This is a genomic window from Lactobacillus gasseri ATCC 33323 = JCM 1131, assembly GCF_000014425.1.
GTDB lineage: Bacteria > Bacillota > Bacilli > Lactobacillales > Lactobacillaceae > Lactobacillus > Lactobacillus gasseri.
Genome location: NC_008530.1, coordinates 1,597,352 through 1,621,308 on the forward strand (window position 1 = coordinate 1,597,352; position 23,957 = coordinate 1,621,308).

Annotated in this window: 19 protein-coding genes and 4 pseudogenes; 6 read left to right on the forward strand and 17 right to left on the reverse strand. The window is 33.6% G+C overall.

Annotation, left to right across the window (positions count from 1 at the left end; translation table 11 throughout):
- Positions 1–20: 20 nt before the first annotated feature.
- From LGAS_RS08040 to LGAS_RS08050, 3 genes are read right to left on the reverse strand one after another with little or no spacing between them, the layout of a single operon-like run.
- Positions 21–461: a GNAT family N-acetyltransferase gene (locus tag LGAS_RS08040; RefSeq protein WP_003646794.1), complete on the reverse strand. Its 441-nt coding sequence runs from the start codon at positions 459–461 to the stop codon at positions 21–23.
- Complete coding sequence (locus tag LGAS_RS08045) at positions 458–1,009, reverse strand: GNAT family N-acetyltransferase (RefSeq protein WP_003651913.1); 552 nt, start codon at positions 1,007–1,009, stop codon at positions 458–460. Before LGAS_RS08045 ends, LGAS_RS08040 begins: the two co-directional genes overlap by 4 nt.
- Positions 987–1,445 carry a MarR family winged helix-turn-helix transcriptional regulator gene (locus LGAS_RS08050; protein ID WP_003646793.1) on the reverse strand — a complete coding sequence of 153 codons (459 nt, stop codon included), beginning with the start codon at positions 1,443–1,445 and terminating at the stop codon, positions 987–989. Before LGAS_RS08050 ends, LGAS_RS08045 begins: the two co-directional genes overlap by 23 nt.
- Positions 1,446–1,581: 136 nt before the next feature.
- On the opposite strand from LGAS_RS08050, the gene LGAS_RS08055 reads away from it, so the two are divergent.
- Positions 1,582–1,950, forward strand: coding sequence for a DUF1304 domain-containing protein (locus LGAS_RS08055; protein WP_003646792.1), 369 nt, complete (start codon positions 1,582–1,584; stop codon positions 1,948–1,950).
- Between the two features lie 68 nt (positions 1,951–2,018).
- Here the strand turns inward: LGAS_RS08055 and LGAS_RS08060 are convergent, their stop codons facing one another.
- The 7 genes from LGAS_RS08060 to LGAS_RS08090 form a co-directional block, all read right to left on the reverse strand.
- On the reverse strand, positions 2,019–3,323 hold the full coding sequence (locus LGAS_RS08060; protein WP_003646791.1) for an extracellular solute-binding protein: 1,305 nt from the start codon (positions 3,321–3,323) through the stop codon (positions 2,019–2,021).
- 43 nt (positions 3,324–3,366) lie between these two features.
- On the reverse strand, positions 3,367–4,668 hold the full coding sequence (locus tag LGAS_RS08065) for an MBL fold metallo-hydrolase (protein ID WP_011678967.1): 1,302 nt from the start codon (positions 4,666–4,668) through the stop codon (positions 3,367–3,369).
- Complete coding sequence (locus LGAS_RS08070; protein WP_003651909.1) at positions 4,652–5,482, reverse strand: carbohydrate ABC transporter permease; 831 nt, start codon at positions 5,480–5,482, stop codon at positions 4,652–4,654. Before LGAS_RS08070 ends, LGAS_RS08065 begins: the two co-directional genes overlap by 17 nt.
- 1 nt (position 5,483) lies before the next feature.
- On the reverse strand, positions 5,484–6,347 hold the full coding sequence (locus LGAS_RS08075) for a carbohydrate ABC transporter permease (protein ID WP_003646789.1): 864 nt from the start codon (positions 6,345–6,347) through the stop codon (positions 5,484–5,486).
- The gene (locus tag LGAS_RS08080; RefSeq protein WP_003646788.1) at positions 6,347–7,432 is read right to left on the reverse strand and encodes an ABC transporter ATP-binding protein; all 1,086 of its coding nucleotides are present in this window, start codon (positions 7,430–7,432) and stop codon (positions 6,347–6,349) included. Before LGAS_RS08080 ends, LGAS_RS08075 begins: the two co-directional genes overlap by 1 nt.
- A gap of 308 nt (positions 7,433–7,740) precedes the next feature.
- Positions 7,741–9,174: a C69 family dipeptidase gene (locus LGAS_RS08085; protein ID WP_003646787.1), complete on the reverse strand. Its 1,434-nt coding sequence runs from the start codon at positions 9,172–9,174 to the stop codon at positions 7,741–7,743.
- Positions 9,175–9,195: 21 nt separating this feature from the next.
- Positions 9,196–10,044 (reverse strand): DNA/RNA non-specific endonuclease, encoded by an 849-nt coding sequence (locus tag LGAS_RS08090; RefSeq protein ID WP_003646786.1) that lies wholly within the window; start codon positions 10,042–10,044, stop codon positions 9,196–9,198.
- Between the two features lie 142 nt (positions 10,045–10,186).
- Between LGAS_RS08090 and LGAS_RS08095 the strand changes: the two are divergent.
- A pseudogene (locus LGAS_RS08095) lies at positions 10,187–11,010 on the forward strand (aldo/keto reductase).
- 20 nt (positions 11,011–11,030) lie between these two features.
- Complete coding sequence (locus tag LGAS_RS08100; RefSeq protein WP_003646785.1) at positions 11,031–12,155, forward strand: low temperature requirement protein A; 1,125 nt, start codon at positions 11,031–11,033, stop codon at positions 12,153–12,155.
- A gap of 25 nt (positions 12,156–12,180) precedes the next feature.
- Here the strand turns inward: LGAS_RS08100 and LGAS_RS08105 are convergent, their stop codons facing one another.
- The 7 genes and pseudogenes from LGAS_RS08105 to pnuC all read right to left on the reverse strand — a co-directional run bounded on the left by LGAS_RS08105 (position 12,181) and on the right by pnuC (position 17,798).
- Entirely contained in the window at positions 12,181–13,143 is a 963-nt protein-coding gene (locus LGAS_RS08105; RefSeq protein WP_003656051.1) for an exonuclease domain-containing protein, read from the reverse strand.
- A 3-nt stretch (positions 13,144–13,146) separates the two neighbouring features.
- Positions 13,147–13,956 (reverse strand): annotated as a pseudogene (locus tag LGAS_RS08110) (SIR2 family NAD-dependent protein deacylase).
- 15 nt (positions 13,957–13,971) lie between these two features.
- Positions 13,972–14,607: a DUF421 domain-containing protein gene (locus tag LGAS_RS08115; RefSeq protein WP_003656054.1), complete on the reverse strand. Its 636-nt coding sequence runs from the start codon at positions 14,605–14,607 to the stop codon at positions 13,972–13,974.
- Between the two features lie 10 nt (positions 14,608–14,617).
- Positions 14,618–15,067 carry a DUF3290 domain-containing protein gene (locus tag LGAS_RS08120; RefSeq protein ID WP_003646782.1) on the reverse strand — a complete coding sequence of 150 codons (450 nt, stop codon included), beginning with the start codon at positions 15,065–15,067 and terminating at the stop codon, positions 14,618–14,620.
- A gap of 5 nt (positions 15,068–15,072) precedes the next feature.
- Positions 15,073–16,350 (reverse strand): peptidase T, encoded by a 1,278-nt coding sequence (gene pepT / locus LGAS_RS08125; RefSeq protein WP_003646781.1) that lies wholly within the window; start codon positions 16,348–16,350, stop codon positions 15,073–15,075.
- 69 nt (positions 16,351–16,419) lie between these two features.
- On the reverse strand, positions 16,420–16,956 hold the full coding sequence (locus tag LGAS_RS08130) for a PAS domain-containing protein (protein WP_003646780.1): 537 nt from the start codon (positions 16,954–16,956) through the stop codon (positions 16,420–16,422).
- Between the two features lie 71 nt (positions 16,957–17,027).
- On the reverse strand, positions 17,028–17,798 hold the full coding sequence (pnuC, locus tag LGAS_RS08135) for a nicotinamide riboside transporter PnuC (RefSeq protein WP_003646779.1): 771 nt from the start codon (positions 17,796–17,798) through the stop codon (positions 17,028–17,030).
- A 495-nt stretch (positions 17,799–18,293) separates the two neighbouring features.
- Between pnuC and LGAS_RS09840 the strand changes: the two are divergent.
- The 3 genes and pseudogenes from LGAS_RS09840 to mscL form a co-directional block, all read left to right on the forward strand.
- Positions 18,294–18,395, forward strand: a pseudogene (locus LGAS_RS09840) (YSIRK-type signal peptide-containing protein); the annotation flags it as partial.
- 971 nt (positions 18,396–19,366) lie between these two features.
- Positions 19,367–23,362, forward strand: a pseudogene (locus tag LGAS_RS08140) (mucin-binding protein).
- Between the two features lie 134 nt (positions 23,363–23,496).
- Positions 23,497–23,874, forward strand: coding sequence for a large-conductance mechanosensitive channel protein MscL (mscL, locus tag LGAS_RS08150; protein WP_003656060.1), 378 nt, complete (start codon positions 23,497–23,499; stop codon positions 23,872–23,874).
- The last annotated feature ends 83 nt before the right edge of the window (positions 23,875–23,957 follow it).

Genomic DNA, 23,957 nt, shown 5'->3' on the forward strand with positions numbered 1-23,957 from the left:
TTTCCGAGGTCTTTTTCTGTCTATAAATCTTTGTACATTAAGACGTGGTCAATGCCAGCTTCATTAAATATACTTCCCTTCACTTGATAGCCAAGATAATCGTAAAATGGCTTAGCTGTCATCTGCGCATGACAATATAATCTATCAACTCCATTTTCTTTTAAATAATGATGAACTTCCTCAACCATCTTGCTTCCTAAATGCATTCCACGTGCATCTTTTGAAACTACTACGCGACCTAAATACCAAGCTCCGCTTTTTTCTTTAAAAATTCGGCAAGTAGCTAATGCATTATCTTTACTTTTATTCAAAGTAAAAACATGAACCGCATAAAAATCTTCATCATCTATTTCTGGCACTGTGATTTTTTGCTCACTAACAAAAACTTCATTCCTTAATCTTTCAACACAAAAAGCTTCTCGTCCCGTCATTTCGTTAATTGTCTTAAAAGAAAAAATCATTTCTTTAACCCCTTAACTAAAATAAAGTCTGTTTGAGGATCATCTCCAACTACAAATGTATGTTGACTAACTCTCTTAAAGCCATCTTTTTTATAAAAAGCCTGAGCTTGATAATTTTTCTCCCAAACACCAAGCCACATATTAGCCTTGTCTTTTTTCCTAGCCAGTTCTTCAGCTAGTTTTATTAAAACCAAGCCTAATCCCTGATGCTGAAAGCCTTGTTTCAAGTAAATTCTTTCTACTTCTAAAGCATTATCCGTCACCTGCTCTGTTTGTGCATCACCCTCATTTACTTTTAAATAGCCAGCTACTTGATTATTTACGATTAAAAAATAAAAGTTACTGTTTTGGTTTTCAATTTCAGCTTTCAATTTTTCTTCTGCATAAGCTTTATCTAAAAATTTTTCCATATTTTCAGAACTATTTTGCGAACCAAAAGTCTCTGAAAAAGTCTCGCGCGAAATCCGTTGTAAGTCTTTAATATCAGCTACTGTTACTTCTTTAATTTCATATGCTTGTGCCATCTTAGTATTCTCTTTTTCCACCATTTTTTACAAAGCTCCAATTCTCATTAGCATTTTTTTCAATAATCCTTAAATATTTTCGCAATTCAGTTTGTTCAGTGTTACTTAGTCCCTTTATCATTAGCTCATTTGAATAGATATTTTCTTTTTCTATCTCTTTTGCTAACTCTTCACCACTTTCCGTGACAAAAAGATGCTTAATTTTTTTATTAACCTCATCGTCTTTTTTTAAAACAAATCCTGCCTGTTCGAGTTTTCTAACTCCACGTGCAGTAGTGGTACGATCAACATTCAATAATGCAGCCAATCGATCAGAAATAATTCCAGGATGTTCAAAAATTCGAACTAAATATAAGTACTGTCCCCGATTTAACCTCAAATCCTTAAATTCAATATTCGCAATTGAATCTAATGCCCGTGAAATTGAACCGATTTGTCGTAGAATATCCTCTTTTTCCATGTTTACTCCTTTTATTTTTATCTAGTATATTTTATTATTGTTGTAAATGCAACAATACAATTGATTTAATCAGTTGCTTTACCTACTACTAATAAGTAAAATTTATCTGAATAGAATTAGTAAGGGAGAGTACAAAATGATTTTAAGAAATATTGGAGTTATTCTGACGATCCTTGTCGGAATAGAGCATATAGGAATTATGTGGTTAGAAATATTCGGAAAGCCAGAATTACAAGCTAAGTCATTTGACATGGATATAAATTTTGTTAAACAGTCTGCTGCCAAAACCGCTTTAGCTAATCAAGGTATCTACAATGGAATGTTAGGTTTATTAATTCTAATCGTATTTTTCTTCTTTAGACTGCCTACTTTAGTCACGGTCTGGCAATTATTACTAGCATTTGTCGTAGTCGTTGCTATTTTTGGCGGCTTTACAGCAAGTAAAAAGATTTTTGTTGTTCAAATGTTACCAGCATTAATTGCTTTTATTCTACTTTCCTTTTAAAAGAATCCATAAAAAAATGAGGATTGTTGTCGTGACAGTCCTCATTTTTTTAATTTAATATTCTGTTTTTATTGATTCCAAGCACTTTGGAACTTAGTCTTACCAGCATCAATCTGTGAATTCCAGCTTTGACCCTTCTTTGCTTGTGCAAAGATGTTTTGCATAATTGAATTCAATTGAGTGTATGCGGCATTACTGTTCTTAACTACAGGAACACTGTATAAGTGCTTCATTGCTTTATCTAATTGAGCAGGAACTTTAGTCTTAGTTGAGTTCTTATAAGCACTAGAATTAATTACTTTATTAGTTACAGGAATGTATCCAGTCTTATCAGCCCAAGTCAATTGTTGGTCTTTACCTAACAAGTACTTAACGTACATGAAGGCAGCTGCCTTTTGTTGAGCAGTACCCTTGTTAAACATGTAAATATCAGTACCCTGTTGCATGTTGTACTTAGAAGGACGAGGAGCAACACCATATTGGAACTTGTTACCAACACCCATCTTAACGAATCCTTCACCAGCACTAGTACCTACAAACATAGCAATCTTTTGGTTAGAAAAGTCGCCTGAAAGATATCCAGCTGAACCAGCAGTCTTAAAGTAACCATCCTTAATACCATCAGCATAGTAATTAATTACTTTCTTAGACTTAGATCCAGTAAAGTTAATATCCTTAGAGAAGTTTACGCCTTCATCTTTCATACCTAAAACATAGTAGTTTGAAAGTGAGTCAAATCCAGCACCAACAACTTTGTGGTTACTCTTTTCGTAGATCTTCTTAGAAGCTGCTTTTAATTCAGACATAGTCTTTGGTACTTTAACACCGTATTTGTCTAACAAATCCTTGTTGTAAGTTAACATTTCGACAGATTTATTAAATGGAATACCGTATTGAGTCCCCTTAATTTGAGCACCCTTTAATAATTCTTCACGAATATCACTCTTTTTAGCTGAACCCCAACCAATCTTACTATTATTAATGTAAGGGGTCATATCAACTAAACGTTTGCTGTTAGCGGCATTTAATAGCCAGCCAGGATAAGCTTGAGTAATTGTAGGTAAGTTATTTGGTGATTGCAAAGTTGAGTTAATCTTTGCTTGTAAATCGTTGTACTTGCCTTGGTTTTCAAGCTTAACAGTAATGTTAGGATTTTTCTTTTCAAAATCCTTAGTCAAGCTTTGTAAAGTCTTTTCTTGAGTACCAGTCATACCATGCCAGAAAACAACAGTAGTCTTCTTGGTAATCTTAGTTGGAATATCAGCAGACTTACTACTTGAGCTATCATTACTTTTAGAATTTGAGCAAGCAGTAGTGCCAACAAGGGCTAAAGCAGCAACTGCAACTGCTGCAAATTTTTTAGTGAACTTCATATGTTCCTCCCAATAAAAACAACAACAAAATAAAATTTTAATTTTAGCTAAGCGTAACTACCTCTCCGCGCTTAGGTAAAATCCGTTCTCCAAATGGGTTTTCTTCTAATTCAGGATGCAATGTGTGCACTGGAGCCAAAATTTTTGGCTCAAAACCCGCAATAATTTCTTTTAATTCAGCTACATCCGCATGTCCTGAGCAACGTAACGTTATTAATTCAATTCCGCGCTTTTTAATATTTTCAATAAACGGAGCATAGGCTGGATCAAAATCCCCCAAAGGCTCTGCATTACTGTGAATGTACAAGCCACCTTTTTGTAACTGATCATAATGACCAACTACTTGCCAGAAATATTGATGATCATCCTTTAAAAGATCTTGATAGCTAATTTCAAGGTCAGGATCGAGCGCATCAATTTTTTCATCTTCTGGCAAGTAATAATAAGGAACATCTTGCTTTAATGCTAACTTTAAGAGTTCAGCACGTTTAGCATGAAGGACTACTTTTCGAGGTGAATCTGAAATAATTCTCAAAATTCGCTCTACATTTGTAGGATAAGTATTAAAAGTTAATTGGCGCTTCGGATTATCTTTTTGATATTGAACTATTCTTTGCGTCAATTCAATTTCATTCTTAACGCCTTTAAATTCTTCACTATCGTCTTCACTGCGCTCTGGCCATGAAACACCAGTACCTTCAATAATTAGCATATCACATCCTTTACCGGCTGCCATAAACTTACGCACCCAATCAGGATGATAGCCATGTAAACGAATATCACCAGTGTGAACAATTGTCTTATCTGGCGTCTTCACAATTAAACCTGTTGCCCCATAAGCATCGTGGTCACTTGGTACAACTGTTAAAGTTATGTCACCAACATGAATTGGCTCATTTAACTTAGCTGCAATTATTGGGCGAGTATAATTTTTAGGCTTATCAGCCGCTGGCAATAAAAATTCGCCATCACGATTTAGCACTGGCAACAAGGCTGCTGTTAATGGACCTGCATATAAAGGAATTTCTGGCGCTAACAAGTTCATTGCCTTACTGTGATCTAAGTGAAGATGAGAAATATATGCTGCACTGTGTTCCCACCGTTCATGATCAATTTCTTTTCCTGTAACTTTAGGATCATAGAAATCTGGCACATCACCAATTAGTTGATACTTGAGCAGAGTAGCAAAATCTTCATCTTCCATCTTTAACCCTAATTCTGGACGATATACTTCTCCTAAATCAAACAATACATGCGACTTATCATAGGCCACTTCAATCATTGGGCCACCGATGGTAGTTAATCCATTATAAAAAGTAACTTTGGTTTTAGGCTTTGAGGTCATTACGTACTACTCCTCGAATAATTTGCTTTCTAAAAATGAAGTAAACAATTAAAACAGGAACAACTGTTAAAGTTGCTGCTGCTAATTGTAATTGCGTTTGAGCTCCTGCATCTGACGCAAATGCAGCTAACCCATTGTTTAATAAACGCATTTTATCTTCATTTGTAACCAGTAATGGCCATAAGAATGAATTCCAGCCAGAAATAAAACTAAGTAAAGCTACAGTAATTAAACCACCTTTAGACATTGGAACTAAAATTCTCCAAATATATTCCCAATCAGAAGCACCATCGATCATAGCTGCTTTATAAATTGTCGGTGAAATTGCTGTGAAGTAGCTTTGTAAATAGTACATATAGAAGATTGAAGTTAAAAATGGCAAAACTAATCCTAAATACGTATTCAATAAGCCTAAGTGAGCAATTGTATTATAGTTAGTAAAAATTATTGCCTCTCCAGGTACCATTAACAATGAAAGAAAGATCAATTGGATTAATCCTTTTCCCTTAAACTTTAAATTAGTCATTGCAAAGGCACCAAGGATTGAAGTAAATAGAGTAACAATTGTGGTTGTTGCTGCTGTGATAAAGGTATTCAAAAAGTATCTTGCAAATGGTGCTTGTTCGAATACTTTTTGATAGTTACTCCACCTAAAAACCTTAGGAATCAAAGTTGGCGGAATAGTCGTGGTTTCTTGATATGACATCAAGCCACCTAAAATCATATAAATAAATGGGAAAACAGTTATAATGCCAAAAATTCCAATGAATAAATAGACAAAAATCATTCCCCAACGTAATTTCTTCTGCTTCATTTTAACTGTTCACCTTTTTCATCAATTTTCTTTGTAAGAAAGTTACGAACAATATAAATAGGAACAAGACCACAGTAGCAGCCATAGCTACACCCGGAGTTCCAACAATTTGGAATTTGTTATAAATGTAGTAAACTGCCGTCATTGCTGAATTACCTACTCCAGCTTGTCCATTAAATAATGCATAAACCTGAGTATAGATCTTAAATGCTCCAATTAAGTTTACTGTTAAAAGAAAAGCTAAGGTTGGTACTAGTTGAGGAACAGTAATTCGCCAAAATTTTTCTTTACTTGTTGCACCATACATATCAGCCAAAACATAGTAATTCGGTTCAATATTTCTTAACGCACCCATTAAGATAACGATATTAAAAGCTAAGGATGACCAGACACCAAAAATAATTAGTGAAATAAGACTTAAGCTAGGATTATCTAACCAATCTGGTTGCGGTAAATGAACAAGTTTTAATAAGAAATTCAATAAACCATATTCACCATTGAAGATATAACGAAAAACAATTCCGATTGCAATTGTACTAGTAACGTATGGCATAAAGAACATTGTTTCAAAGAAAGCCGTATGCTTAATTTTTGAAAAAATAAACCAAGCAAGGGCAACAGAAATTACTAAAGCAATTGGAACAGCTAAAAATGAATAGATAGCTGTATTCATAATTGCACGCCAAAATTCTGGATCACTAAAAATATATTGATAGTTAGAGAAGCCATTAAAATGTAGATCAATTAATGGACCACCCTGAAAACTCATCGTAAAGGCACGCAAAATCGGCCAGATGCTAAATACAGTAACGCAAACAATTGCCGGTGCTAAGAATAACCAAGCTTTTTTCTGATTATCTTTCATTAATAGATTCGCTCCCCATCTGGCTTAAATAAGTAAATACGATCTAAATTCATCTTAAATTTAACTTTATCTCCGCGTTTTACTTCTTGCTCTAAATCAATTAATGCACGTTGACTAATTCCAGCATGATTAAACTTCAATACACGCTCGCGTCCAATTAACTCTATATCATCAATTACTTCAGAAAGTTCGCCTTCATCAGCTAGCTTCAAGTTTTCTGGACGAATACTTAATGTATAATCACCATCTGCTAATTCACTTCTAAATTTTGAACTATTTAATTTTGCAACTGGAATTTCAAAATCTGAACCAACAATCTGATCATTTGCTACTTTAACATCAAAATTATCAATAACTGGATTACCAATAAAGTTAGCTACAAATTGATTATTTGGTTCTAAATAAAGATCTTGTCCCTTATCATCTTGTTGAATTACACCGTTATGGAAAAGAATAATCTTATCTCCAATTGATAAAGCTTCTTCTTGATCGTGCGTAACAAATAAAGTGGTAATGCCCACTTCTTTAACCAAATTACGAATCTCTTCACGAATCTTTAAACGCAGACGTGCATCTAAGTTACTTAGTGGTTCATCCATTAACAAAATTTGTGGCTCTTGCACTAAAGCACGTGCAATTGAAACACGCTGCTGTTGACCACCAGAAAGGTTACCTGGTTTTTGATCAGCTAACTCTTCAATATGAGTTAACTTCATAAACTTTTTGGCAATTCTTTCTGCCTCGTCCTTAGGCTTCTTGTTCTTTCCAACTGTCATTGGAAACATTACATTTTGTAAGACTGTCATATGAGGGTACAAGGCATAGTTTTGGAAAACATATCCAATGTTACGATCTTTAGGCGCAACATTAAGAAGAGACTTACCATTTACAATGATGTCTCCTCCAGTTGGATTTAATAAGCCTGCGATCATATTTAAGGTAGTGGTTTTCCCACAACCACTAGGACCCAACAAACATACCAAGTCACCCTTCTTTACAGAAAAGCTAACAGATTTAATTGCTTGGTAACCATTCTCATAAGTTTTTTCTAGGTTATTTACCTGAATGAATTTATCTTCGTTCATATATCTCTCACTACTACATTTAGATTTAAATCATATTACATCACAAATTTTATGATAAAAGCGACAAAATCACAAATATTTTTTCAGTAAATAATTCGTACTTTGTGAATTTTTGCTGCTTTTTTGTGGATAAGATGTGGATAATAATATTATTTTAAGAACATTTTAGTAAAAAAAGTATAAATAAATCGTATCTTACCACTTGCATTTTTTAGTTTTATGTTTTGTATTGGCTTTCTCAATATACAAGATAGAGAAAGTCGAACAATAAAAAAACACTACATCTTGTGCAGTGTTTTCTCAAAAAATTATAAATTATCGCCGCGTTCAAATTGAAATTTAGATGTATTTAATGCTTGTCTAGTTAAATCACTAATCAGTTTCTTAGTTTCAGCAGTAATATGAGCAGCAGTTTCAGCATTAGCAGCCGTCAAATATTTAGTCTGCTCTTTGCCAGACATTTCTCTTGCCTTCTCATCAGTTGCTGAAACGCGACTTACAGCATAGCTTTGACATTCATCTCTAAAATTATCAACTTGGTAAATAAATTGATGATACCTTGGTTCTATTAATACTTGTAAACTCTTATATAGCCAGTAAGCACTTGATTCTGGTGTAACCATATGACTAGCTTTTTGATAGTTAAGTGGTGTGTCATCAATATTGGTATAAAAAGGTACATAAGGACTATAAGCATAAAAACCAAAGTTAACCCATTGAATAGCAGCCATTTCTTTAGGAACATCATTTCTAATTTGAAGAATACAACTAGATTGGTTTCTATCTAAAGCAATTGACCTAAACATCTTTTGTTCCTTATCATCCCCAGAAGCAAAAGATCCCATTGGATCATATTCAGTCCCGTTATAGTGACTTGATAAGAAATACTCTACATCTTCAACGCCGATTTTCTTTTCAGGCTTTCTGATAAATGGCATTTCTTGACTTAGAGGATCCTGTTCAACACTAGGGTTAAACAATTTTTGACCATACCAAGTTCTTGGAGTGTTGTAATAACTATCAGCTTCAGCTTTAGTACCAAAAATATCTCTAAAGCTCCACTTACCATCAGTGCTTGGATTTAAATGGTTCTTTTCTACAAAATCACGAATTGTAGAAGCATACATAAAATTCTCATGGTCATCAAAGTCAATATCTTGAATAACCATAATATTTGGACAAATTGCATAAGAATCTTCTGGAATTCTTTGGGCAACCCATTGATGGCCAGCGCCAGTTTCGAAATACCAAACTTCATCATGATCAGAAAAAGCGATACCGTTACTTTCACCAGTACCATATTTTTCAATTAATTTGCCTAAACGTGCCACACCCTCACGAGCACTTTTAACAAATGGTAAAACAAGATACACCATGGAATCTTCATCCACACCATTTTCAACTAAAGGATCATGTCCTAAGCAGCGAGCATTAGTTGCTTCAGTTTCAGTAGCTGACATTGCCACGTTATATTCGTTAATACCTTGCTCATCCCAGCGACCTTCTGAAGCATCTGCTGTTGGTGTAGCAGTCCACTTGCAGCCATGCCCCTTTAAGTGAAGCTTCAAACCATTGTACTTTGATACATAGTCTTCATCATAATCCTTAGCTTCATGAACGACAAAAAGCTTTTCATTAATACCACCATAACCGTCTTCATCACGTGCAATGATAGTTGAACCATCAATTGTAGCTTTTTTTCCGACAATCATTGCCGTACAGTTATCTTTACTTTTCTTCATTGTTTTCTCCTAAAAAATTATTTATTGATTAACTACCATATTACGATCTATTTTAGCCCTACCATTATTATAATCAAACACATAATCAGGCTGTACGTTAAAAAGATAAACATTAAAGTTCAAATTATTGTTCAAACTTATTGCCTGTAAATTAATACCACGCGCCATTAATTCATTTCCTCTAAAAATTGGCGTTGCCTGAAAAATAATTTTATTTCCTTGTTTTAAGGCATTTCGAACTTTTCCCTCAAAAATAGTCTGAATTTTTTGATTAGAAAATGCAGTTTGCGTAAATAAATTTTTGGGATTATTTTGATCACCTGACTGATTATTAGGGTTATAGTTGCCATCCTGATCAATTCCTGCCGAAACTGAATAAGCAATCAAATGACCACGATTGTAGATTTGCGTTCCATTTTCACGGTTAGAATGCCATGCCGTAGGATTAATAAACTGTCTTACTCTTAAAGAATCATTAGCCACATTTCTTGGTTCCAGAAAAGCAGTATTTGAATGAGAAGTACGGTTTAAATTATCTAAATTAGAATAGATTACCTTGTTAACTTTCCAAGCATTTTTAATTAATGTTGATTTATTATTATTTACATAGACATAAGCCTTGTCGCCACTTTTGAAATCTAAATTAGCTAATTTTTGATAGTCCTCATTAGATAGACCACCATAGTTAGTATTAGCCGTTGTAGCATTATTTACTACTTGCTGAGAACTACTTGGCTCTTGACTTTGATTTGAATTTTGATTTGTAGAATTAAGCTTAAACCAACCACCCCAAATAATAATTATGAGTGCAACAATCCAGCTTGCTACTGTATTTTTCTGCCTTTTTCGATATTTTCTTCTTTTTGCCATCTATATTTCCCCTACTCTTATTTCTTTCAGTATAGATATTTGAACGTATGTTTGCAATGTAATTAATAAGTTTTCATGTATTTAGACTGCTACAATAAACATGACAGATTTAGTAAGAAACAATCTAGAAAGAAGAAGAAAAATGGAATATTTTAACTTAAATGATGGTAATCGAATTCCTAAAATTGGTTTTGGAACATATAAGTTAAATGGCTCACGTGGCGTTTTTGCTATTCAAGCAGCCTTAAAAACGGCTATCGTTTATTAGATTCTGCTGTTAATTATGAAAATGAAGGTGCAGTTGGTCGAGCAATTAAAAACAGTCATGTAAGCCGCGATAAGATTTTCGTAACTTCTAAATTACCTGGTCGTCATCACAAGTACCAAGAAGCTTTAGAACAAATCCAAGAGTCACTTTATTCTGCTAACCTTGACTACTACGATTTATATTTAATCCACTGGCCAAATCCAAAGGAAAATCATTATCTTGAAGCTTGGCAAGCTATGATTGACGCTCAACGATTTGGCTTAATTCGCTCAGTAGGAGTTTCTAATTTTGAGCCAGAACATATTGAATACTTATATCGTGAAACCGGCGTTATGCCTGCTGTTAACCAAGTCGAACTCCATCCTTACTGGTCAAGCAAAAAAGTTCGTGAGTATGATAATCAACACCATATTATTACTGAAGCCTGGAGTCCGCTTCAGCGTGGTGGTGAAGCCTTTCAAGAAAAAGAAATTATTGAATTAGCACAAAAATACCACAAGTCTCCTGCTCAAATAATCTTACGCTGGGAAACTCAAATCAATGTTGTGCCAATTCCAAAAGCTAGTTCCTACGAACACCAACTAAGCAATTTAGATATTTTTGACTTCAAGCTAGCTCCTGAAGAAGTTCAAAGCTTAATTAATTTAGACAAGGAATCTGCACGTCGTTTTGATCCAAATGAACATGAAGAATTCTAAAGAAAGTAGGTACAATCTTCATGCAAGCAATTTTAAATAAGCGAGTTTCAAAAATTGCCTTATTTTATGATCTCGTTTTTGTCTACATGATCTCTAAAACAACTGAGATACTTCACCATCTTGAGCATGGCCTTGTTTCTCCTACATCTTTTGCACTATTTGCATTGATTGTTATTATCTTTATTAATTCATGGATGGTTCAAACTGTCTTTACTAATCGCTATGGTATAGGTAGCTGGGCAGATATTGCTTTTTATTTCATTGACATGATGATTCTGCTTTACATGTCTAATTCATTTGACACAAACAATCTAACTGAAATGAAAATCTTATTTATTTCTGCTGGCTTACTTTCTCTTACTTTAGCAAGTCACTACTTAATTAATTATTTTCAAACCAAAAGTGAAATTGATCAAAATATTTCCCGGGCATTTTTTCTAATTTTGATTTTTAGATCAATTGCTTTAATCATTGGCGGACTATTAGATAATATTCCCGGCTTTGTTTTAGCAGTTATTGGAATTATTTTTAGTTGGTTAATGCCTATTTTAACCACAAAATATACTATTAAACATCCTATTATTTTTCCTCACTTACTTGAAAGATTAAATCTTTTAGTAATTATTATCTTTGGTGAAACAATTATTGGAATTGCCGATTATTTTCGGCCTAATACTTTTTCGCTTTATTCAATTCTAATCTTTTTAACGGTTGCTATCTTGTTTTTCACCTATGCATTGCAATTTGATAAATTTACTGATGAAGATCAAGATGACGTTACGGGAAATGCTTTAATTTATTTGCATTATTTAATAATCTTTGGAATCAGTCTAATTACTGTCAGCATTAAATTTATTCACGAAACAGATGCTAATTCTTGGTTTGCTGTCTTATGTTTATATTGCGGGATTAGTTTATTTTATTTAGGACTACTATTTGCAACACGCTATAATAAACCTCAATTCAAATTAAGAAAGTCTACTATTTTGGTTTTTCTAATTACGACTTTGATCGGAGCAATTTCTTGCCTTATTTGGTCTAGCTTTGAAGTAATTACAATTCTAACTTTTATAATCGTAGCAATTAATATCTGCTGGTTAGTCCATCTCAATCTTCCCCACATTAAAAAAGGAATCCTACTATAGGATTCCCTTTTTGGTATCTAAATTTTTAACTACGCGCCCAATTATCAAGTACATTTAGGAAAAAGCTTTCTGACCAAGTTCTAATATTTTGTCCTTGTTTTTTCAAGGCTCTTGCCTTATTTAATTCGGTGACATCTGTTCTGAAGAAATCGTGATCGCCAACTAAGACATAATCAGTATCTAGCCCCACTTCTTCTTGAATAAAGCCGCCTAGATTTTTTACCACGTTAGTTAATTCATACTCATCTAGATCTAAATCACCAGCAATTACCACTTTTTTATGAATAAAAGGACTGTGAAAGGCTTGTGTTTGCTTAACAATATCGGGCCACTCACTGGTTAAATCTAAGGTTTTAACTGCTTCTTGCGCTCTAAGCATATGTTCCTGCTTAAATAGTTTATGAAATTCATCAAAAACCTTTTTAGTATCTAAACAATCATCTAAGCCACGGTGCTCTTGATTCTCTGCAATATTCATTCGATGCATGCAATCCAGTAAGCGATTATGTCGCTCTTGTGGATAAAAGCTACGCGCCAAACGGTAAACATCTACATAGTCATTGTTTAAAACTGTTAAATGATACTTTTCAGCTAAATCATAAACAAAATTCAAATCAAAATTTACGTTATAGCCAACAATTGGATCACTGCCAATAAATTCACGATACTTTTTAATTGCTTCTTGAACTGGTAATCCTTTTTCTTCAATAGCTGCTTCATCAATTCCATTTAATTTAGTAATAAAAGTAGGTACCTTATTACTATCAGGAAACTTCACTAATTCTGAAAAAGTTGCTACTACTTCCCCATGACGCACTTTTAAACCGCCCATTTCGGTAATTCGATCACGATATGGACTAAGACCAGTAGTTTCAACATCAATTAAGGTGTAATTTTCTGGAAAACCAGGCTTTTCAATTCCCTTTTGGCGGATTTTATCTTGAGCAGCTGGAATTCGTAGCACACCTTGAATAACTGAAATGCTCATTTTTTAACCTTCATTTTTAGAAATTTTTTCAACCACTTCAGGAAGTGCCATCCCTAAACCGGCACTTCTTTTTTGAATATCATCAGGTAAATCATCCTGACTTAAATCAGCTGCAATATAATGCCAATCTTTAAACTGTTCTACTAATTTTATCATTGGATCAAGCAATTGTGGACTGGTTGGATCAACCCCTAATTCTAAAACCACAACTTTCTTAGTTTGATTTCTAGTTAAAAACCAGCGAAATCTAGTATTAGCATCTTCATCTGGAAAGAAATGCGCATTAAGTGGCATATGAATTTCCATTGGCGAATCACAATCTTCACAGCGCGGAATCTCACCTTGTCCATTAAGATATCTTTTTACAACAGACAAATCAGAGTAAGTACCATGGTTTAGTCCACTAGAACATTGCATTCTAGTCCAATCGCCAAAAACATCAAAAATTTTATCTTGTTCAAAACCCGCTTTTTCAAAAAAGTGACCAAAAGCACTAGTCGCAATAAAATAGTTCTTTCCATTTAAGAGTTCTTTTAATTGCTTCATTGCCTTACTTGGTTCATATTCAACCGAATATTAATTAATTAGTTGACTCCAAAACTGCCATTTTTCATCCCAGGAATCAAAATCTTTATCTAACGCATCAGCAATAGTTTTAACATGATATTTTTTACTTATTGCTTGATATTCAATTGGAAAAGCTACATCCTCAAACATATCAAGCCCTTCCATTTGTGCAAAACCATTACCAGCTGTAACAATTACTGCATCTGCTTCAGCTAGCCACTCTTGTATTTGTTTAAAATCTTTCATGTTATTTCTTCCTTTTTATTTTTCAGAATATCCAACCAACCGTAGTTGTCCCTTAATATATTCTCCTAAAAAGACATCATCAATACTATTATAACCAGCTTTGGCTACTTCTTGTTCAAGCCAAGCACTAGATTTATGAATTAAATCTAAAACGTCGTCATTAATTTGACCATCACTAATAATTGGAAAACGAATATTATCTTCATCGTTTTCGATTACCGTTAATTGCCCATTTTGTTCAAAAATGCAATTTTTAACCTTTTCAACTGAATAAATTCCTCGACTTCTCAGCCTAAACATCAATTCATTAGCTGAAATTCCTGCCTTCATACAGTTTCCAACTAAAACCTGACCATTCTTTATTACTTGAACAGGTTTTCCATCAATTAAATTGCGTACCCAATTACTACGTTCGCGTCCAAACTTCAAAATAAAAACTACCAGAGTCCAAACCACTAATACGAGTAAAAACTGGATAATTGTAATGCTGGAATTATAAATCAAACCACCAATAATTCCACCAAGAACATAGTTTTGTAACTGATCCAATGCTGTAGTTGGTGCCAAATTACTCTTACCAAAAACATTAATCTGAATAATAAGAGTTAAGATTCCTAAAGCAAACTTAATAAATAATTGTGTATAATCCATCTTTTACTACCTACTTTTGCACATATACATGGTGATCAATTACGTGAGCATGAGTCAAAGTATAGCTATTATTATCTTCATTTAAATTCAATTGATAATCTTCATTTTTTGAATCAATTCGGATAATCATTCCATCTTGCAAACTCGTCGAACTTACCATTACATCGCTTTCCTTAACATTCGCATCGTCTGCAACTGATTTAATAAAAGGAACAATTTGAGCAGCCTTTGACTTTTGCACATTATTTTGAATATATTTTTCATACTGAGTGCCAGCAAATAATATCAAAAATAAAAGTGCGATAATTCCTAAATCGCGATACCTCGTATTAAATCGATCTCGTAAATATAGCATAGTAAAAATAATCATCGCACTAGCTGCTACAATCATTAAGATATATAAGGCCGTCCGATCAGTGTTTTGGTGGCTTTGAATATAATTTATTGTGTAAAAATTCATTTAACTTAGTACTTTCTTTTTAATGGACGTTCATCACGCTTATTATTTAGCAAAACATGTTGTTGAGCAATTTCAATCAAAGTTCTAGAAAGTAATGCCATACTCTCAGTCGTTACATATTCATATGGACCGTGGAAGTTCGCACCACCATTAAATAAGTTAGGTGTAGGAATGCCTTTTTCTGAAATAAAATCTCCATCTGTTCCGCCACGAAATGGAATAATTTTGGGCTTTAATCCTAGAGCGTCATAGGCATGTAAAACTAAATTTACAACATAAGGATGTTTCTTAATTAAATCACCAGGGCTACGGTATTGATCATGTAGTTCTATAGTTACGCGATCTTTTCCATATTTTTTATTTAACTTATCCACTAGGTCTGTGACTAACTTTTTCTTTTGCTCAAAACCGTCAGTATCAAAGTCTCGGATGATTAACTTAATTTGTGCATGATCAACATTACCGTTATTGGATAAAACCATAAAGTAGCCATCAAAATCCTTACTGTTTTCTGGGACCTCATCAGCTGGTAAACCTTGGATAAATTCACTAGACATCAAAGCAGCATTAATCATTAAGCCATATGCTTCACCGGGATGAACAACTGTACCATGAAAATTAATTGTAGCAGCTGCCGCATTAAAAGTTTCAAAAGCAATGTCACCTGGATCTCCATTATCTAAGGTATAGGCAAACTCAACTGGAAAACGTTGAACATCAAAACGAGCTGCTCCTTTGCCGATTTCCTCATCAGGGCCAAAAGCAACCCAAATATCGCCATGTTTGACGCTAGCATTTTCTTTTAAATATTTGAGCATCCCTAATAAACCCGCAATTCCAGCCTTATCATCTGCTCCAAGCAAGGTTGTTCCATCAGCAGTAATTAAAGTTTCGCCTAAGTGTTTTTTCAAACTAGGAAATTCACTGGTGGATAAAACTCGCCCCTCTTTTAATAAAATATCTTTTCCATCATAGTCATGATGTACTTGTGGCTGAATATTTTCTGCATTGAAGTCAGCAGTATCTACATGAGCTACAAAACCAATCGGAGTAACTTTTTCATCTCTCACTGTGCCAGGTAGTTTTCCCACAAGATATGAATCTTTTTTAGAAAAAGAGATATTTTCTAAGCCCAAATTTCCTAATTCTTGTTCAATCATTTTTAACAATTCAATTTGTCCAGGCGTTGTTGGTACTTCTTTACTTTGGTCATCTGAGCGCGTATTTACCTTACAATATTCAATAAACTTATCTTGAATATACGCTTGATCAATTACAACCATTTTAACTACATTCCCTTCTCCTAAATATTTTAATTATATTTTAAGGAAAAATATGCTTATGTCAATTTTCTATAATTCAGAAGCTCCACTTTCGGCATCAATTTTTTGATTTTTACGATAAACTTCACCATTCGGATTATCTGGATCATCAATTAATTTCTGCCCAGTTTCTTTTAAATAATATTCCACAAGTGGATAAATATCTTGAATACTCTCATTAATTCCTGCAAATTGATGATTTTTATCAAAAATAGCACGATACCTATCCACCATGAATCGCGTTTGTGTATTAGTTTGATCAGAAAATTGCAATTCTTTTTCCTCACCTGTGCTTAACTTGTGGAATATTTCTTCTAATTGTTTCTTCTCTTGTTCTGTTTTACCCAAAGATGTGATATTTTTTCCAAGCTCCGGTGGATTATAGTTCATTTCTGGCAATTGTTTATAATATAAAAATTCTCCTAATTTATTAAAAGCAAGTAAGTTACTAGAAAAAGATGACAAATAATTGTTTAAGTCTGATACTCTCATTAAGCCTGCATTTAACTTTACATAGTCGTCATTATTTGCTGCCTTTGCCAATTTCTCTTTCCAATTTTCATTCATTTATTTATACCTCACAAACAAAAAAGCATGCCGAAACTCGACATGCTCATTTTAACTTATTTTGATTTCTATTAGTCTTTAATAGCTTTTAATCCTTCGCGCTTTCTTCCCATATTGAACCAAGGTGAAACAGTAAAGGCCAAAACGTCATTAACAACATAAATTAAGGAGTTAACAGCCATAGCTAAAGTCGCATCTCCTTGTGCATAAGTTACGCCCCATAGAATTAATTGAAAAATTCCGCTAGCAGTCCACCAGAAATATTGATTGTTATAACGTAAGAAACACATAATACCAGCAGTCAATGAAATAGCGAAACTAATGGCATCAATCCAGGGACGTGGATCGTTAGTAAATTTACCAATTAAGTAGCCTGACACGGCATAAACAATTAAGGTACCAATAATTGCAATGATCCATTCTTTAGCACCAAATTTACGTAAGTGGTTTTTAGTATCATCATTCCAAGATCTAACTGAAATAATAACTGGCAAGTCTAAAGTTAAAATATAAGCAATTTGTTCAAAAATTGATAAGTAATTTTTAGCAGCTAAACCTGCATAAATAAAACAAGCTGCAGAAATTAAACCAAGCCAACCATTGATTGCTTTAGTAGCGTTGATTGCTAGCACACATAAAGTTCCAAGTAGAGTACCAATGAAAGTAATTACTGTTAAAGTAGTAATTTTATTTTGAATCAAAATAGCTAATTGAAATCCAAAAGCAAAGAACCAAAGCATATAGTTTTGAACTGGCCAGCCATGTAATTGTTTAAATAGCCAAACAAAGTAGTTATCCTTTCTTTCCTTATGATCTTCTTGTAATGATGTTGAATTGTCCATCCATTAACTCCTCTTTCTCTATATTAGGTCACACAATATATTGTGCCTTATCCGCCTTTTTCTTAAAAAAGCATCTTTATCTAGTATAGTAGTTAAAAAAATCAAAACAAGAGTTTACATCTTTAGGAAAATATGCGGTATGTATTTATCGCGTACAAATAAAGCGCTTTCTTTGCTCAATTGTTAGGATTTTCGAATAATTTAATATCTTTTTAGTCTTTCAATTTGTATCATTGCCAGAATTTTACGTCCTAATTTATTTTTTTAGATCTTTTTTAATAACGTTTTTTAATTATCTGCTTATTTTATTATGGTATAAAAATTATAGCCTTTGTTTTTCGAGGCTATTAATAGCAACTTTTTATCAAAAATAAGATGAATATTTAGATTAATCAATCTTTTTTGATTTCATTATTTTAAGTTGAGTTATAATAACTTGTTGGAAAACAAAATCGTTATTTTATATATAAAATGATTGTAATCGAGGAAAAAGAAATGTCACATAAAAATGATTTATCTTTTATTGCTAAGCTTAATGGGAAAGAAAAGTTTAGCCTTAGAAAACTTTCAGTTGGATTAGTTACTGTTGCATTAGGTACAACTTTCTTTTTAGAAAGTTCTAATACCACGCATGCAGCCGAAGTAAACACTACAAACCAAAATGTTACTAGCCAAGAAAATACTTCCGAATCTACTAAATCAAGTACTTTAAATATTCAAAAAAATAATACTAGCGAAGACAATAAAAATGACGTAAAAGCTTTACCCACTCAAGAACAAACATCTGCGAGTCAGACTAATAAAAATAGCGAAACTAATAATCAAGAACTTAACGTATTAGCTGCAAAATCAGAAACTCAAAATAATAAAGCTACTCAAGCAAATATTCTTGAAGAAAAAGTTCAAGCTACTAATGAAACGCAAGCTACAGCCGTAACTATTACAGGAGCTGAACCTAATAAGTCAATGATGGCTAATGTTACTCAAGGATCAATAAAAGTTCATGTTAATACGGATGAAAACAAGCCAATTACCATTAATAACGGACAAAAAGTTACAGTTTCAATTAGCGATACTAATAATTTACTACGTTTTGGCAGCACTCCTTCTAAGATTAACTACTTTGCGATAACCACATCTCAAACAAATACCGATAAAACATTTACTTTCACTTATACAGGCAACGATGACGGAGTCTTATCAGGATTTGATTCAGCGTTTACTTTTACTGCTGATAATAAAGCAACTAAGCAATACTATACTGACCACGACACCTATCCTGCTTTCAATTTACCTGTTACTGTAACCTTACCTAATAATCAAGTATTTACTCAAAATCTACCAATTAAAATTACTCCGTATAAAGACCAAGTTATTACCCAAGAAATTCTTCACGGTTTTGTTATGGGACCAAAATTAATTTGGACTCCTGGGCAAGACGGTTATCCTGGCACAAATGGTTCTTATACCGAAAATGGTGCAACATATCGTGGACCAGAACCAAGTGCTGCAGCAGATGTTCCCGCTGATAAGCAAAAAAATGCTCGATTAATGCAATACGCACTTGAGTGGAATTATGGCTCTGCTAAAGATCCAAGTTTAAATCCATTGATGGATGTTTTAGTTAACATCAAATTTAATAAGGGACAACAAATTCTTCCATCTACTATTAAGGTTTTCAAGATTCCAGCAGATATGGAAGTCGTTGATTCTGATAGTCAAAGAGTTCCGATCAATGATTACTACAATAAACTTGCAACTCTTCCAGAAGACACCAACTTTGAAAAACTATTAAGAGACTCAATTTCTGACGATAAAAAACAAATTAAGATTGACCAAAAAGGTAACTTTACAGCAAACGGTGTGGATTATTCCAAAATGGGTCCTTACTTTATTCAATTAGACACCTTATTGAACCCTAACGATATTGCAGATTGGGCTAGTCAGCCAGATTCAGGTGTAGGTCCTTCAATCACCACTCCAATTGTCAACGAAAATGATTGGAAGCACTCCGGTTCAGGAACTACAACTAATACTTCTACTCAAACTTATACTGATTTCAAATTTGATCCTGTAGTTGATAGAATTGTTAAAATTCACTTTATTGATGAAAATACTAATGAAGAAATTCCAGATGTATTAAGTGCTACTATCACAAAGACTGATTCTTCTATTGATAACCCAACTAATACTATTCTCAATGATCTTAAGCAAAAGGGTTATGTGTTAGATGAACAAGCAACTAAAGGAGAAGAAAGTGATCATAGCACAAATCTAAAGAACTACGATATAACTAAGCAAAACTTTAAGACTGATGCTTTAAACAATAGTTACAATAGTGCTAAACTTCAAATTAAAGACAGTTCGCCTCAATATTATGTCTACCTTTATCACGACACTGAATCAGTTAGCGCCAAAGCGACAATAAAAGAAACAATTAATTATATTTATGCTAATGGTACTCAAAAAGGAAAAACGGCCGTAAATCCTTATAGCAAGACTGTAACTTATACTGGAACTAAAGATTTAGTTACCGACCACGTGAGCTGGCAACCGGATTCTAGCCTCGATGCTGTAGAATCACCTAAAGCAAAAGACAAGAATTATACTTTAGTTGACAAAGCTGAAGTCCCAGTTATTAAGTTAAACATCAATAATGATGGAAAGATCACTGCTGAAAATAATGATCCATTAACTTACACAGTTCATTATTATGCTCCAGAGCATGCACAGGTTACTTTCTACGATGACACTACTGGTCAAAGCTTAGCTAATTATTTAGTTCAACATAATCAGAAAGCATCATTAACTGATACTTATTCTGAATTAGACAATAATTCAAGCAAGCAACCTATCTCATTTGCTGATGCAAACATTATCGTTAACTTCTTGAAGAACAATCACTACATCTTTACTGGTGTTTCTGGCGATGGTTCTATTACAAATCCTGACTATTCAAAGATTTCTTATGGCAACTTTGATAACGACGAAACTAAGAACCAAAACTTTGTCCTTCATTTTAAGCATGCATTAGATAATCAAACTGAAACTGCTACAGTTGTAGAAAAAGTTAACTATGTCTATGAAAACGGTCCGCAGGCCGGTAAGACTGTGGTTGATGCTGCAACTTCTCCAATTGATCAAAGAATCACTTACACCAGAACTAGAACTGTAGACCTTGTTAATGATCCTAAAGGTAAAAATACTAAATGGTCTAACTGGGTGTCTAACAAAGCTTTCATTGAGAACTTTAACTTACCAGAAAAAGTTAGCGGCCCTGATACTCAAGAAAAAGTTTATTCATTAGATTTAGCTCAAATTAAAGCTACAAAAAATGACAAAGAATTCGACTATTCTGCCCTTAAGTTACCATTTGAAACATCAGAATTGAGTAATGATAAGACGATTAATCTTAACGTCACTATTCCATATACTTTAACTGAAAATATTACAGTTAACTATATTGACGACACGACTGGTAAGACCTTAGAGAGCAAGTCATTATCGGGCAAACCTAATACAAAAGCTAACTATTCAACTAAAGCTACTGTTGATAAATATGTCGCTCAAAACTATGTTCTAGTTAGCGACCCAACCAATCAAAAGTCTCTTTCATTCGACAACGACGAACTTCCTAATAACCAAAATTATGAAGTTCATTTCAAACATGGAATTGCGCCTCTTTCTAACCAGAAGACGATCACTGAAACTATCCATTATATCTATGAAGATGGTTCCCCAGCTGCTAACGATGCTACTAACCAACTCACTTTCACTGAAACTGGTACAAAAGACTTAGTTACTGGCGTGGCTGACACAAAATGGTCTGATCCACAAACTTTTGCTTCAGTCACTTCTCCAACAATTTCTGGCTATATTCCAGATCAACTTAAAATTGATGCTATTCAAGTAGACCATGATTCTAAAGATATAGAAAAGACAGTCATCTACAAGGCTGAGAAGCAAAGCGCTGTCCTTCGTTTCTATGATGATACTGAAGGAAAATTTATTGATTTTGCTAAAGACCTTAAGACAGATGGAACAAGCAAAGCTACTATTTCATTTACTATTCCATCCAATTACGATTTTTCAAATTATAACTTTGTTGCAGTAAATGTAGGTAATGATCCTAAGGATACAGCTACTAAGTTGCCAGGTAATACTTTGTCTACTGTAGCTTACGGCAAGTTTGATACTAATGATCAAGCCGACCAATACTTCATTGCTCACTTTACTCATAAGACAACGAGCACTAAAGGAAATAAGTCTGTTTCTGAAAAAGTTGTCCTTTATGCTGAAAATGGTCCTAAGAAAGGTCAAGCCTTCAAAGCTATTGAATTAGGTAATACTACTTTCACTAGAAATGGTCAAAAAGATTTAGTTACAGATCAGGTTTCTTGGGAAAACTGGGCAATAGTAGATAATAGTCATACTGTTTCCCTACCAGTGACACTTTCAACTGTTTATAAGATTAATCCTACTAATATTACTCAAACTACACCTGTTTCCAAGAAGTTTGAAATTAATAGTCAAATAGTTTCTCCATTAGCCTTCAATGCTGCTACGGATCAAGATTTGATTAAATCTTTAGCAGACAGTACAGAATTCATGGTCAAAGTTCCTTATGCATTAACTGAAAATGTTAATGTAACTTATATTGATGATACTACTGGTAAGACATTAGAAACTAAGAGCTTATCTGGTGAGCCTAATACAAATTCACAATATTCTAAATTGATAAATACTTAGCTAAGAATTACGTTCTAATCAGTGACCCAACTGATCAAAAGAACATTTTCTTTGATAATGATGAAAAGCCTAACAATCAAAATTACGATGTTCACTTTAAACATGCCTTTAAAGAGATCAATAATTCTAAGACTGTTAACGAAACTATCACATATGTTTATAATAACGGCAAAGAAGCTGCACCAACTTATAATACTTCTGTAGAATTTACTCAAACTGGAAAGCTCGATTTGGTAACCAATAAGGAAGAATTGAATGTTTGGTCTCCAGTTGCCAATACCTTTATCGCCGTTACTTCACCAGTCATTAAGAACTACACTGCCAATCAAAAACAAATTGATGCACAAACAGTTCAACCAAGCAGTAGTGATCTAGCATTTCAAGTTACCTACACACCTGCTCCAGTTGAACCTACTAAACCTACTGAGCCTACTAAGCCGGTTCAACCTACCAAGCCAACTGAACCTGTTAAGCCGGTTCAACCTACCAAATCAACTGAACCTGTTAAGCCGGTTCAACCTACTAAACCAACCGAGCCTACTGAGCCGGTTGAATCCACTAAAACAACCAAGCCTACTCAGCCGGTTGAACCAACACATACTCAATTAGTACAAAAGAACAGCGAAATAAAATCTTCTAATTTAGTTCTACCAGCAAAAGCTACTAATAAAGCTACCAAGAAGACTGAAGAAAACATCTTACCTCAAACCGGTGCCAAGCAAAACGATACTAGCTTAATCGGATTAGCATTTGGTGCTACTTCATTCTTAATCGGCCTACTTGGTAATGAACTTAAACGAAAGAAAAAGAATTAATTTCTCTGCACCAAAAACGTTAGATTAAAACTCTAACGTTTTTTTGTATTCTAAAAGCATTTTTCTAGTGAGAAGTTAATTACTTTCGGTATAATTTTTAATTAATAGCTACTTTTTTTAGAAAGGAAAAGCAAATGATTAAAGAGTTCAAAGAATTTATTTCTCGTGGCAACATGATGGACTTAGCTGTCGGAGTTATTATTGGTGCAGCATTTACCGCAATTGTAAATTCATTAGTTAAAGACTTAATTAATCCCCTCATTGGATTATTTATTGGCAAGATTGATTTATCAAACTTAAAATTCACTGTTGGTGAAGCTACGTTCAAATATGGCAGTTTCTTAAATGCGGTTATTAACTTTCTAATCATCGCATTGGTTGTCTTCTTCTTAATTAAATTAGTCAATAAAATGATGCCTAAAAAAGAAGTCGAAGAAGATGATCCTACACCAACCAATGAAGAATTATATCTTCGTCAAATTCGTGATTTATTACAAGAAAAAACTAAATAGATCATTGCATCCCTTAAACGTTTGAGGGATGCTTTTTCTTTTCAAAAAAATAAAACTCCCTTTTGCGTAATTAAGATTAGAGA